The following is a 12,771-nucleotide window of genomic DNA, read 5'->3' on the forward strand; positions in this document are numbered from 1 at the left end:
TTACGCCGAGGCCAAGTTGTGGGTATAATAGCCAACAATTAAACGCTTGCAACTGCAATGGAGGTTTGTTTGAGCACCCATCACTATGAAGTCAATTTCGATGGCCTTGTTGGCCCAACCCACAATTATGCCGGGCTGTCGTTCGGAAACGTTGCTTCATTAAGCAATGCTAAGTCAAGCTCAAGCCCCAAATCTGCTGCCAAGCAAGGTTTAGCCAAAATGAAAGCATTGCATGACATGGGCATGGTGCAAGGCGTTTTAGCGCCGCACGAACGCCCTGACATTGCAACGTTACGTCGCCTCGGCTTCAACGGATCAGACGGCGAAGTACTGAGTAAAGCTGCACAGCAGGCGCCAGAAATTTTTCAAGCGGTCTGCTCTGCATCAAGCATGTGGACAGCCAACGCGGCAACGGTGTCGCCTGGTGCTGACACAGCCGACGGCAAAGTACACTTTACCCCGGCCAACTTGACCAACAAGTTTCACCGCTCGTTAGAGCCGCTTACCAGCGGACGCATTTTGCAAGCTATGTTCAATAATAGCCGCTATTTTGAACATCACCTGCACTTACCAGACAACGAACATTTTGGTGACGAAGGCGCTGCGAACCACACGCGCTTGTGCAGCAATTATGGGCATGCAGGTATTGAAGTGTTTACCTTTGGCCGCTACGCATTCGACAGCACCAAGCCCGCACCATCAAAATATCCAGCCCGACAAACGTTTGAAGCTTCACAGACGATTGCTCGGTCGCACGGCTTAACCGATGACAACACGGTATTTATCCAGCAAAACCCTGACGTGATTGATCAAGGTGTTTTCCACAACGACGTTATCGCTGTTGGCAACCAAAACGTGCTGTTCTATCACGAGCAAGCGTTTTTAGACACGCCAGCCAAACTTGCTGAAATGCAGAAAAAGTTTGGTGACGAAAAATTGCATTTTATCGAAGTAAAAACAGATGAAGTATCAGTGGCCGATGCCGTACAAACGTACTTATTTAATACCCAGCTGTTAACCTTAAAAGACGGCAGCATGGCAATTATTGCACCAACTGAGTGTCAGGAAAATCCGCGTGTCGCTGCTTACCTGGCTGAATTAGTTACCCGTGACACGCCGATTCGTCAGGTGCATTATTTCGATGTAAAACAAAGCATGCGCAATGGTGGCGGCCCTGCTTGCTTGCGTTTGCGCGTTGCACTAAATGACACTGAGTTGGAAGCAGTAAACCCAGCCGTGATTATGAACGATAAGCTATTTGCCCGTCTTAATCGTTGGGTTGATAAACATTATCGTGATGAACTGAGTGTTGCTGATTTGCGCGATCCACTGCTATTGAATGAATCTCGCACTGCACTTGATGAATTGACCCAAATTCTAAAACTTGGGTCAGTTTACCCGTTCCAGCTCTAGTCAAACGAACACGTATGACCCGGCATACACTGCCGGGTTATTCATCTTCGTTGTGAACTTCCAGATTCGCGTCTTCGCTGCTATCGCCGCCATGACGAGCCACATCATTTCGGGCAGCGTCTAAACGGTCTAAATAACTTTGATTGATATCGCCGGTAATGTACTCGCCGTTAAATACCGACGTTTCAAAGCGTTTAATCTCTTTGTTTTCTTGTTGTACAGCTGCAATCAAATCATCAAGTTCTTGATAGATAAGTCCATCAGCTTTGATTAAATCGTTAATTTCAGCGGCTTCACGGCCATGACCTATCAATTCATTAGCACTTGGCATGTCGATGCCATACACATTCGGAAAACGAATCTCTGGCGCTGCAGAAGCAAAATACACTTTCTTCGCACCAGCTTCGCGTGCCATCTCGATAATTTGCTCCGAAGTGGTACCACGAACAATAGAGTCATCCACTAACAGTACGTTTTTACCACGGAATTCGGCACTGATTGCGTTCAGCTTACGGCGTACTGATTTCCGGCGTTGGGTCTGCCCCGGCATAATAAAGGTGCGACCAATATAACGATTTTTTACAAACCCTTGGCGATACGGCAACTCAAGCACATTCGCCATTTCGAGCGCGATGTCGCAGCTCGTTTCAGGAATCGGTATCACCACATCAATGTCTAAATCAGCGTAGTCACGTTTTACTTTTTCGCCGAGCTTACGGCCCATATTAACGCGTGATGCGTACACCGAAATTTTGTCAATAAACGAATCTGGACGCGCAAAGTAAACATACTCAAAAATGCATGGGCAATGTTGCGGATTGTCCGCGCACTGACGTGAATACAGCTCGCCGTCTTCGGAGATGTAAATGGCCTCGCCGGGCTCAACATCGCGCACATATTTAAAACCGGTGCCGTCGACTGCCACGCTTTCAGAAGCAACAATATATTCATTGCCTTTCGGAGTTTCACGCATACCGAGAACCAGAGGACGAATGCCCCACGGGTCACGGAATGCGACAACGCCATGGCCGATTATCATTGCTACCACGGCGTAAGCACCACGAATTTGGCGATGCACACGCGAAACTGTCGCAAATACGTCATCCGGTGTTAAGTGCAGGCTTTCTTGCTGATACAGCTCGTGGGCAAAAATATTAAGCAGGATTTCAGAATCTGAGGTGGTATTGATATGCCGGCGCGCTTTCGCAAATAATTGCTCCTGCAGTTCGCTGGCGTTGGTCAAGTTACCATTGTGTGCCATCGCAATACCAAACGGCGAATTCACATAAAACGGCTGCGCTTCGGCTGAGCTTGAACTACCGGCGGTAGGATAACGCACATGACCGATGCCTACACGCCCCTGTAAGCGGTGCATATGGCGCGTTTGAAACACATCGCGCACCAATCCGTTGGCTTTGCGTAAACGTAGCGTACCGTTATCGACTGTCATGATGCCTGCTGCATCTTGGCCGCGATGCTGGAGCATCGTTAAACCGTCATATAACGCTTGATTGACTGGGTCTTTACCTACAATTCCAACAATGCCACACATGCAACTACAACCTCATTAAACATTTTTTGGTAAGAAACTTGACGTATTCTGCAAGTATTCAAAGAACCATTGAATTACCACACCAAAGTGCGGAATCAACTGCGACTCTAGCCACCAAGGTTCGCTTGGTAGCCCGGTAAAAGAGTCCATAAAAAACAGTAAAGCAGCAACAATCAGAACACCACGTAGTGCGCCAAAAATGCCACCTAACAGACGATCGGTACCGGTTAACCCAGTTGTTTCGACCAATCGCCCAATTAAATAATTGATCAGCGCGCCAACAATAAGCGTTGCCACAAACAGCGCTGCTACAGCAGCGGCATTGCGCAACATTTCGTCGCTGATGCCGGTAAAGTACACGGCTAAGTCGAGATAAAAGAATTTAGCGATAAAAAAAGCGGCTATCCAGATAGCAAGGGATAACGCCTCTTTGACAAACCCGCGGGTTAAACTGATTAGCGTTGACAAGCCAATCACGACAATAATCGCTATATCAATCCAGACCATAGTTAGCATTCCGTAGCCGGTTTAAAATTCGCGCGAATTGTAACAGAAAGCCTTTCAATTTGCGTCAAAAAACTTATGGTTCATAACGCATGACTCGACCGTTTAGCTCGGTCAGTTCTTTCAGTTTAGGCAGGTCAGCTTCAAGCTCAGCCTTGACGAGGCCCGGCCCCACTAGCAGCTTGTTGCGAGGGCCTTGAGCAGTTTGCACAACTTCACGGTAAGCAGGGTAGCCGGCGGCGCGCAATTCTTTTACCAAGCGCTCAACCGACTCTTGATTGCGAAACACGCCCAACTGAATAATCCAGCCGGGTTGCTCGATTTCCGCCGTGCTTGGGGCTTCATTTGCTTTTTGGGTAGGTTTCTTGATTTGTGGTGCATCATCGGCATCAAGTTCAAGTGTTTCAACACGATCAAGCGATTGCGGCAGTTCGCGTTCAGGTACAGATTGAGCCGGAACTTCAGCGACTTCAACGTCGGGTTGAAGTGGAATTGTTTCAAACGATTCCTCTTGTTTCTGCGGCTTGCCGTCAAACAACTCAGGTAAAATAATCACTGCAAGAGCAATTAAAATAACGCTTCCGACAATTCGATTCTGCAGCTTCGACGCCATGCACTACTCCGTGGTTGGTATTTTTCCTACAGTGTAAAACGACCCGCACACCAATACCAGCGGTTGTGTATCTTGCATGGTTAAGGCGTCCTGTAAAGCGTGCTGATAGGCTTGCTCAACACTGGCAAAACAACCCGCCACAGTTGCTTGAACGGGCGCCTGTTCTGCCAGTTGTTCTGCGGCTGCCCCGCGCGCTTCCCTCAAGCTGGCAAAGTACCATTGCTTTACAGCTGGAGCCAACGCAGACAAGGTACCACGGATGTCCTTGTCCTGCAGCATGCCCACCACGGCGTAAATAGGCCGTTGGGGGAAGAGATTCAACAAGGCTTGCACTAAATAATTCGCTGCATGCGGGTTGTGGGCCACGTCCAACAGCGTATCTACCGGGCGATTTGCTGATGCTTCAAGCAACTGCAGCCGACCCGGCTCGCGCGCTTTTTCCAGCCCGGCTCGAATAGCTTTATCAGATATAGGCAAGTTACTCGCGGCAAGCGCGGCTATCGCTGTTGCTGCATTTGGTAAGGGTAATTGAGGTAAAGGCAGATTGTTTAAAACGGTATCTTGATTATGAAAGTGCCACACGCCGGCACCCGCCATACGGTAATGGAAATCAATGCCCACCTGTTGCAATAACACCCCGTTTTCTAATGCTGCGTCAGCAACTTCCTGCGGGAATTCAGGTTCACCACAAATAGCTGGACGCTCGGCTCGAAATATCCCCGCCTTTTCGCGCGCAATACCAGTTCGGTCATCACCTAAGAAGCCAATGTGATCAATACCAATACTTGTTAGTAACGCAACATCAGCATCCACAATATTGACAGCATCCAAGCGTCCGCCAAGACCCACTTCTAATATCCATGCATCTAATGGCTGCTGCTTCATCAACCACAAAGCGGCCAGGGTGCCAAACTCGAAATAGGTCAGTGAAACATCACCACGAGCGGCCTCTATAGCCGCAAATGCCTGCACATGCTCGGCTTCACTAAGTTGCTTGGTGTTGATTCGAACGCGTTCAGCATAATGGTGCAAGTGCGGTGAAATATATACACCGGTCGAGTACCCATCTTCTTGCAAAATGGTTTCTAGATAGCGCACGGTCGAACCTTTACCATTGGTGCCCGCAACGGTAAAAACTTGCGCTGACGTGGTGGTAAGCTCCAGGCGGTTGGCAACCTGCTTGATGCGGTCTAGCCCCATATCGATGGCACTATGATGCAGGTGCTCTAAATAATTCAGCCAGGCATTTAGCCCGGCTGAAGAAGAAGGTTTGGCGACGTTACTCATAAATTAATATTCGTCAGCAACGGCCGGTAAATGTTGGAACTTCGCCAACAACGCTGCAATGCGATTTCGCATTTGGCGACGATCGATGATCATATCCACCGCGCCGTGATCCAACAAAAACTCTGCCCGTTGGAAGCCTTCCGGCAAGGTTTCACGCACCGTTTGTTCAATAACACGCGGCCCCGCAAAACCAATTAGCGCTTTCGGTTCAGCAATATTAATGTCGCCCAGCATTGCTAAGCTTGCTGAAACACCACCCATGGTTGGGTCGGTTAGCACGGATATGTACGGAATGCCTTCTTCGCTCATACGCGCCAAAGCAGCTGATGTTTTTGCCATCTGCATCAAGGACAGCAAGGCTTCTTGCATCCGGGCGCCACCTGAGGCTGAAAAGCAAATAAGTGGAATACGTTCTCTTAAACAAACTTCTGCAGCTTTAACAAAGCGCGCACCAACAACCGATGCCATTGAACCGCCCATAAATTCGAATTCAAATGCAACGGCCACTACTGGCATGCCTTTGAGTCGACCTTTTTGGGCAATCAATGCGTCTTTTTCGCCGGTGGCCTTTTGCGCTGCGGCAATACGGTCTTTGTATTTTTTTGAATCACGGAATTTAAGAATGTCTTTAGGCTCTAATTCAGCACCAATTTCATCGCCTTTGCCGTCATCTAAAAAGTGTGCGAGGCGCACCCGCGCCGAAACACGCATGTGGTGATCGCACTTCGGACACACATTTAAGCTGCGCTCAAGGTCGGCGCTATAAAGAATAGCATCACAACTTGTACACTTCGCCCACACCCCTTCAGGAATGTTGCGGCGTTTGTTGCTCTTCGGTTTTGCAAGAATTCGCTCAATCCAGCTCATAAGATTCCGTTATTAACTCGTTCGTTAGTATGACCAGCACGCCATAAATATGCCTCTATTAAAGCATATTCAAGGTAATCAGTTTAGCAAAAAGTGGTCTTAACAGTCAGGTAACCACAAAGGCCCTGGCGGCAATATGGGTAATTTAAATTCACTTGGATAGTCCACTTGAACCAAATACAGACCTTCGGCCTTCGCGGTTGCAGCTGCCAGCTTACGGTCGCGACCGTTTAGTAGCGTTGCTAACCAGTCCTGCGGTTGCTCGCCTTTGCCTACTTCCAGCAGGCTACCGACAATATTTCGAACCATGTGGTGCAAAAAGGCATTGGCGGCGATATCCACCACCACAAAGTCGCCTTGGCGGCTCACATCGATGCGGGTAACACAGCGATTCGGGGAGTGCGATTGGCACTGCGCTGCCCGAAAAGCACTGAAGTCATGCTCGCCAAGTAAATGCTGCGCAGCGTTATGCATACGTTGCGCATCCAAAGGTTGATGATAATGGCTCAAACCGCGTCCCAGTATACCTGGGCGCATTTTTTGATTGGCAATAATATAACGATAGCGACGCCCAGTTGCGCTGAAGCGCGCACTAAAGTAACTGGGCACTTCGCTAGCCCAGCGCACCGCGACCGAGTCCGGCAGGTTACTGTTCACGCCCATCGTCCAAGCGGGCATTGCACGCTCACTGACCGTGTCAAAGTGCACGACTTGACCGGTTGCATGCACACCGGCATCAGTACGCCCCGCACAGGTTACTTCAACCGGGTGATTCGCTACTTTAGTTAACGCCCGTTCCAATACTTCCTGCACGCAAACAACTTCACGTTGCCGTTGCCATCCAAAATATTGACTGCCATCGTATTCAATTCCAAGCGCGATGCGCGTACTACTCATTAATGACCCTGTTCTTCAATTTTTTGTAACAACATTGCGGCTTCACGTTTAGCATCTTCATCATCAGAAGCAGCAACTTTTTCCAGCTCTTCACGCGCTAACTCGTACTCATCCATATCCATGTAAGCACGAGCAAGATCTAAGATACCTGATGGCGTTTCTTCACTGTCATCAACTTGACCCGCTTCGCGTTCAAAACGTGGACTGTCAAAATCAGAATCCTCAGATTCAGCCTCTTCCAATAACGCATCAATTTCGAGGAACTCGTCGCTGGCGTCTTCATCAAGCGTCAACTCAGTCTCTGCTTTACTGTCACTGTCATCGCTCGGTTCTTCAGCACTTAGGCCTTCTAAGTCAATGTCATCAAGGCTGATATCTTCAAATTGTTCCAGTTCAACATCAACGTCGGTTGGCTCCGGTTTTTTGCTCGCTGGCTCGTCGTCGATATGAAAATCCAAAGTCATATCATCGTCGTTGCTAACCTCAGCTTTAGTTTCTTCCGTATCGTCTTGCTCTGGTTCTGGCTCTGGCTCAGGTTCAACTTCTGACAACGTTTCAAACTCAGGCTCAGACTCAGATTGCGACTCAGACGCTACTTCAGCTTCGTCAGTGCTCTCTTCCTGGTCAAAGCTTGATGCCAACAAACTGTCTAAATCGGTATCTTCATCGTTATCAGCTGGCTGCTCGGTTTCAGACGCTTCTGTTTCTTCGTCCAGCGCAGCAAGCTCATCTTCAAGCTGTGTCGCCTCATCGTCGACATCGTCTTCCAACTGAGCGTAGTCATCGTCATCATCCAAACGCTCAAATTCCGGCATCTCAGCAGCTTCTTCAGCGGCAGCGGCCTGCTCGGCCTCTTCAAAGGCACTGAGTTTCTCGGCCGATTCTTCTTTGCCTTGCTCTTTCTCTTTCGCAGCAGCCTGCATAGCGCCGTTGTATGGGCCTAAATGTTCACGATTAAGCCGACGCACATACAGCATGTACCAAATAATCGCCGCCAATAATAATGGAATCAAAATCGCCAAGGTTAACTGGAACGGTTGCAATAACCACTCGACGAAGGCTTCATAGTCCGATGGTTTCTTGCGGGATGTTGGTTTTGGTGTCGCAGCAGGTTTCTGTTCAACTTCTGGCTCAGGTTTCACTTCCGTTTGAGTTGTAACTTCCGCGTCCGGTTCTTCCGTTAGAGCTGCAGCCGCAGTTGTAGGTTGCTCGTCAGCAATCTCGGCGGTGGTCTCTGCCGTCGTTGCGTCGGTTGTGTCGGCTACATCAACTTGCTCCTGCTGCGTTGCAGCCAATTCAGCTTCAATTTGTTGCTGTAAATCCGACTCAGCCCGCTGCTCGGCATTCATTTTCAACTGCATTTGCTCAAGCTGCGCTGTCACACTGTCCAGTCGCTCTTGCAGCGCATTATTTTCGCTATTTAACCGCTCAATTAACGTAATAGACTCCGCCAACTGGCCGCGCAATTGAGTCAGCTCTTGTGCATCAAATTGAATCGATTCGGTTGCCGGTTCAACATTTTCGGCATCTGCGCTAGGTGTTTCTGTCACCGCACCTGGCGACGCCGGTTCAACCACTTCTTCGGTGCGCGCAGTATCAGCTGGTTCGTCGGTAACTACCGGCGCTGATTGCGCACGTTGAACTTGCGCTGCTGGTGGAACTTTCAAATAGTAACCATCCATCATGCGGTCAGCACGACCGTTAATGAACGCTTCGGGATTCAGCTCAATGAATAAATCCATCATTTCATACACTGACAAATCGGTTTTATCGCCGTAATACATGGCAATAGACCAAAGTGTGTCAGATGAAACTATTGGACCAAACCGATCAGCTTGCCACCGTGAGGTCGCCTGCCCCTGCAGCATCACAACTGCACTTGTATTCACAAAGCTAGCGTCTGCGGTTACCACCGTCGACGAGCCGAGTGCCAGTGCTATACCGGCTGCAACTGCCAAGGTATTCCGTTTCATTGAGCTGGTTCCCTCTTTTGTAATCGTTGTAATTATCGGTACCGCATTGAAAGATGGATAGTTTTACATATAGTCGCGAATTAAGTGTTCTGCAATCTGAATACTGTTTGTCGCGGCGCCTTTACGCACATTATCTGCTACAACCCACAAATTTAAACCCTGTGGATGTGAAATGTCGTTTCGCACGCGGCCTACAAAAACTTCATCGTGTCCTGCTGCGTTACCTACTTGTGTCGGAAAATCATCATTGTTATCGAACAAATGCACACCCGGTGCATTGCGTAATAATTCCTTCGCCTGCACTGCATCAAGCGGCTGCAAGGTTTCTATATGAATCGCTTCCGCATGTCCGAAAAATACTGGCACACGCACGGCTGTCGCATTAACCCGAATGCTTTCATCACCAAAAATCTTCTGCGTTTCCCACACCATTTTCATTTCTTCTTTGGTGTAATCGTTATCCATAAATACATCAATTTGTGGAATGCAATTGAACGCAATTTGACGGCTAAAGCAGTCGACCTCAACTGGGCGGCCATTCAATAAAGCTGCCGTTTGTTGCGCTAATTCATCCATCGCCTCTTTACCTGCGCCCGAAGTGGACTGGTACGTTGCCACGTTAATACGGTCAATACCCACAGCATCGTGGATAGGCTTAAGTGCCACCAACATTTGAATGGTCGAGCAATTCGGGTTAGCAACAATGTTGCGATTGCGAAAATCAGCTAACGCGTGCGCATTAACTTCCGGCACCACCAGAGGGATATCCGGCTCGTAGCGAAACTCAGAGGTATTATCAATAACAATGCAGCCAGCATCCGCGGCTCGCGGCGCATACATGCGCGAAATTGCTCCGCCCGCTGAGAAAAAGCCAAGTTCAACCTGACTCCAATCAAAGGTGTCGGCGTCGAGCACGGTAACTTCTTCACCACGAAAGGTAACTGTCGAACCCGCTGAACGGCTACTCGCCAGCGGAAATAACTGAGCGACAGGAAAGTCGCGAACTTCTAAAATTTCAATCATGTGCTGACCGACAAGGCCAGTCGCTCCAAGTACCGCAACATTATAAGCGCGTGACATTACTGCTCCTGTATAAATTTGAATGAAAAGGTGAGCTGAGCAAGTCGTTCTTGCCACTCACTCTGCGCCAACCAGTCGTTACCATGAACTTCACCACAGGATAACTCTGCGCGCGCTGCATAATTGCGGCGCAGGCGATCAAAGTCCGCCTCGGTAAACGCGTTCTGACGTAATAACTGGTCGTCATTTCGTATATCATAAATGTCACGCACCCAAGATGCTAGCATTTGCCATGTCGGCGCCTGTAAAGTCTGCCACTGCCGTTTGCGCGTTGCTTCAGGCCAATGTTCCAGTAGCTGCGAAAGCTGCGGCAAACGAACCCGCTGCTGCGGTATCAGCAAGGTTTCGCAAACATGCTCAAACAGTCGTAATGTACCTGCTACTTTACCCGCTACGCTGTGGCCTGCAATATGCGGAGTTGCATAGAGTAACCAAGGCATTAAGTCAGCAGCTATGGTTGGTTCGTGCTCCCACACATCCAGCACCACGTGCAAGGGCTGCTGCGCTTGCATTGCTTGCCGTAAACCTTGTTCCTCGACCACCGCCCCACGGCTTGCATTAATTAGCAAACAATCTGCGGGTAAAGCGGCTATCGCGGCACTGTCGAATAAATGGTAGGTAGCGTGCGTACCAGCTTGCGTTAAGGGTACATGGCAACTAATGACGCCACTGTTCAGAACGCGCTGCCAATCGGCATGCACGCCTTTAACACCTTGCTCTGCCAGCGGTGGATCATAATAGTGCACGGTAAAACCAAGCCCACTGAGACGTTGCCCAGCAGCCCGTCCGGTATGGCCAGCGCCAATAATAGCAACCTCACCCGACGGCAGTTGCTGGCACTGTAAGGCAAAATTGCTGACTGCACTTGCCACATAATCGCCAACTGCATTTGCATTCACACCGGGCGTCGACACGAAGGCAACCCCAGCAGCTTTGCAAGCAGCAGTATCAACATGCTCGGTACCGATGGTAGCCGTACCCAGCCAGCGCAGCTTAGGAGCTTGCGCCAATAATTGCGAATCAACCTTAGTGATCGACCGAATCATCAGTGCATCAGCTTGCGCTAACAGTTCTGGTTGCGGTTGTCGCCCTTGAAATGTGGTCAGCGTTAACCCTACTCCCTGAGCCGTTAATGCATCAGCGAGTTCGTTAACCAAAGGCATCGAGGCATCCGCCAATACATGCATTGACCAGACCTTCTAAAATTTAGCGATGGATGAATTGTTAAAGAGCATACAACAAAAAGGTGCGCCAATGCGCACCTTTTTACCATCGTCTATTAGATGAAGATGTTAATTTTATTGATATTTACGCAAAACTAACGTTGCGTTAGTTCCACCGAAACCAAAACTGTTCGACATAACGGTCGTCAGAGCAGTTTGCTTAGGTTCACGAACAATATTCATGTCGCCTGCAGCAGGGTCCAAGTTTTCAATGTTAATTGAAGGAGCTACAAAGCCATGCTTCATCATTAACAATGAGTAAATGGCCTCATGCACACCTGCAGCGCCCAGTGAATGACCGGTCATAGCTTTGGTTGCACTGATAAATGGTGATGCATCACCAAACACTTCACGAATCGCTTCCAGTTCTTTGGTATCGCCAACTGGTGTCGAAGTTCCGTGCGTGTTCAGGTAGTCAATTGGTGTATCAACTGTTTCCATCGCCATCTTCATGCAACGTACTGCACCTTCACCAGAAGGCGCAACCATGTCATAGCCATCAGATGTTGCGCCATAACCCACAATTTCTGCGTAGATATGGGCACCACGTGCAAGCGCGGTCTCTAACTCTTCAACGACAACGATACCGCCGCCGCCAGCAGGAACAAACCCATCACGGTCAGCGTCGTAAGTACGTGACGCTTTCGTTGGGTCATCGTTGTACTTCGTACTCAATGCACCCATGGCGTCAAATTCCATGCCGAGCGTCCAATGCAGCTCTTCACCACCGCCTGCGAACACGCGGTCTTGTTTGCCTAATTGGATCAGTTCAAGTGCATGTCCGATACAATGTGCTGACGTAGCACAAGCTGAACTAATCGAATAGTTCACCCCTTTAATTTTGAATGGCGTTGCCAAACATGCGGAGGTTGTTGATGCCATACAACGCGGAACCATATAAGGCCCAACACGTTTCACACCTTTTTCACGCAAGGTATCTGCGGCACCCACTTGATGCTCACCAGACGCACCACCCGAACCTACCACCAACCCAGTACGAGGGTTCGAGATTTGCTCTTCTGTTAAAGCTGCATCTTCAATAGCTTGCGCCATAGCCATATAGGCATAAGCGGCTGAGTTGCCCATAAAGCGAAATGCTTTACGATCAATATGGTCAGCCGGGTTGGCCCGAACTGGCCCCCACACCTGGCAACGCAGACCCATATCTGCAAACTCTTGAGAGAATTCGATGCCCGAGCGTCCTTGTTGCAACGACTCCAACACCTCTTGTTTGTTCACGCCGATACTTGACACAATGCCAAGGCCGGTAATCACTGCTCTTCTCATTCTCATATCCTGTCTTGCTGAGCGCTCGTGTATGTTAGCCCACTTCTGTAAAAAAGTGGTCTGCTTTCCGCTTTT

11 protein-coding genes are annotated in these 12,771 nt (G+C 49.2%); 1 reads left to right on the top strand and 10 read right to left on the bottom strand.

Annotation, left to right across the window (positions count from 1 at the left end; all coding sequences use genetic code 11):
- The first annotated feature begins 69 nt into the window (after positions 1-69).
- Positions 70-1,413, top strand: coding sequence for an N-succinylarginine dihydrolase (gene astB, locus EGC76_RS00900; RefSeq protein ID WP_246013859.1), 1,344 nt, complete (start codon positions 70-72; stop codon positions 1,411-1,413).
- A gap of 37 nt (positions 1,414-1,450) precedes the next feature.
- Here astB and purF read toward each other — a convergent pair whose 3' ends face one another.
- The 10 genes from purF to fabB form a co-directional block, all read right to left on the bottom strand.
- Positions 1,451-2,965, bottom strand: a complete 1,515-nt coding sequence (purF, locus tag EGC76_RS00905; RefSeq protein WP_128351140.1) for an amidophosphoribosyltransferase — start codon at positions 2,963-2,965, stop codon at positions 1,451-1,453.
- Between the two features lie 15 nt (positions 2,966-2,980).
- The gene (locus EGC76_RS00910; RefSeq protein ID WP_128351141.1) at positions 2,981-3,472 is read right to left on the bottom strand and encodes a CvpA family protein; all 492 of its coding nucleotides are present in this window, start codon (positions 3,470-3,472) and stop codon (positions 2,981-2,983) included.
- A gap of 73 nt (positions 3,473-3,545) precedes the next feature.
- Positions 3,546-4,082: an SPOR domain-containing protein gene (locus EGC76_RS00915; protein ID WP_128351142.1), complete on the bottom strand. Its 537-nt coding sequence runs from the start codon at positions 4,080-4,082 to the stop codon at positions 3,546-3,548.
- Between the two features lie 3 nt (positions 4,083-4,085).
- Positions 4,086-5,369 carry a bifunctional tetrahydrofolate synthase/dihydrofolate synthase gene (gene folC, locus EGC76_RS00920; protein ID WP_128351143.1) on the bottom strand — a complete coding sequence of 428 codons (1,284 nt, stop codon included), beginning with the start codon at positions 5,367-5,369 and terminating at the stop codon, positions 4,086-4,088.
- A gap of 3 nt (positions 5,370-5,372) precedes the next feature.
- Positions 5,373-6,236 carry an acetyl-CoA carboxylase, carboxyltransferase subunit beta gene (accD, locus tag EGC76_RS00925; protein WP_128351144.1) on the bottom strand — a complete coding sequence of 288 codons (864 nt, stop codon included), beginning with the start codon at positions 6,234-6,236 and terminating at the stop codon, positions 5,373-5,375.
- 99 nt (positions 6,237-6,335) lie between these two features.
- A complete protein-coding gene (truA, locus tag EGC76_RS00930) occupies positions 6,336-7,133 on the bottom strand; it encodes a tRNA pseudouridine(38-40) synthase TruA (RefSeq protein WP_128351145.1) in 798 nt (265 codons plus the stop codon).
- Positions 7,133-9,106 carry a FimV/HubP family polar landmark protein gene (locus EGC76_RS12025; RefSeq protein WP_128351146.1) on the bottom strand — a complete coding sequence of 658 codons (1,974 nt, stop codon included), beginning with the start codon at positions 9,104-9,106 and terminating at the stop codon, positions 7,133-7,135. Before EGC76_RS12025 ends, truA begins: the two co-directional genes overlap by 1 nt.
- Positions 9,107-9,169: 63 nt before the next feature.
- Positions 9,170-10,186: an aspartate-semialdehyde dehydrogenase gene (locus EGC76_RS00940; RefSeq protein WP_128351147.1), complete on the bottom strand. Its 1,017-nt coding sequence runs from the start codon at positions 10,184-10,186 to the stop codon at positions 9,170-9,172.
- Positions 10,186-11,373 (bottom strand): 4-phosphoerythronate dehydrogenase, encoded by a 1,188-nt coding sequence (locus tag EGC76_RS00945; protein WP_128351148.1) that lies wholly within the window; start codon positions 11,371-11,373, stop codon positions 10,186-10,188. Before EGC76_RS00945 ends, EGC76_RS00940 begins: the two co-directional genes overlap by 1 nt.
- 111 nt (positions 11,374-11,484) lie before the next feature.
- The gene (gene fabB / locus EGC76_RS00950; protein ID WP_128351149.1) at positions 11,485-12,696 is read right to left on the bottom strand and encodes a beta-ketoacyl-ACP synthase I; all 1,212 of its coding nucleotides are present in this window, start codon (positions 12,694-12,696) and stop codon (positions 11,485-11,487) included.
- Positions 12,697-12,771: the final 75 nt, after the last annotated feature.

Source organism: Pseudidiomarina gelatinasegens, from assembly GCF_004025325.1.
In the GTDB taxonomy this organism is placed as follows: Bacteria; Pseudomonadota; Gammaproteobacteria; order Enterobacterales; family Alteromonadaceae; genus Pseudidiomarina; species Pseudidiomarina gelatinasegens.

Bases quoted from the DNA above. Each gene is read 5' to 3' on its own strand.
- purF (WP_128351140.1), bottom strand. From the start codon at position 2,965: ATGTGTGGCATTGTTGGAATTGTAGGTAAAGACCCAGTCAATCAAGCG.
- EGC76_RS00910 (WP_128351141.1), bottom strand. From the start codon at position 3,472: ATGGTCTGGATTGATATAGCGATTATTGTCGTGATTGGCTTGTCAACG.
- EGC76_RS00915 (WP_128351142.1), bottom strand. From the start codon at position 4,082: ATGGCGTCGAAGCTGCAGAATCGAATTGTCGGAAGCGTTATTTTAATT.
- folC (WP_128351143.1), bottom strand. From the start codon at position 5,369: ATGAGTAACGTCGCCAAACCTTCTTCTTCAGCCGGGCTAAATGCCTGG.
- accD (WP_128351144.1), bottom strand. From the start codon at position 6,236: ATGAGCTGGATTGAGCGAATTCTTGCAAAACCGAAGAGCAACAAACGC.
- truA (WP_128351145.1), bottom strand. From the start codon at position 7,133: ATGAGTAGTACGCGCATCGCGCTTGGAATTGAATACGATGGCAGTCAA.
- EGC76_RS12025 (WP_128351146.1), bottom strand. From the start codon at position 9,106: ATGAAACGGAATACCTTGGCAGTTGCAGCCGGTATAGCACTGGCACTC.
- EGC76_RS00940 (WP_128351147.1), bottom strand. From the start codon at position 10,186: ATGTCACGCGCTTATAATGTTGCGGTACTTGGAGCGACTGGCCTTGTC.
- EGC76_RS00945 (WP_128351148.1), bottom strand. From the start codon at position 11,373: ATGCATGTATTGGCGGATGCCTCGATGCCTTTGGTTAACGAACTCGCT.
- fabB (WP_128351149.1), bottom strand. From the start codon at position 12,696: ATGAGAAGAGCAGTGATTACCGGCCTTGGCATTGTGTCAAGTATCGGC.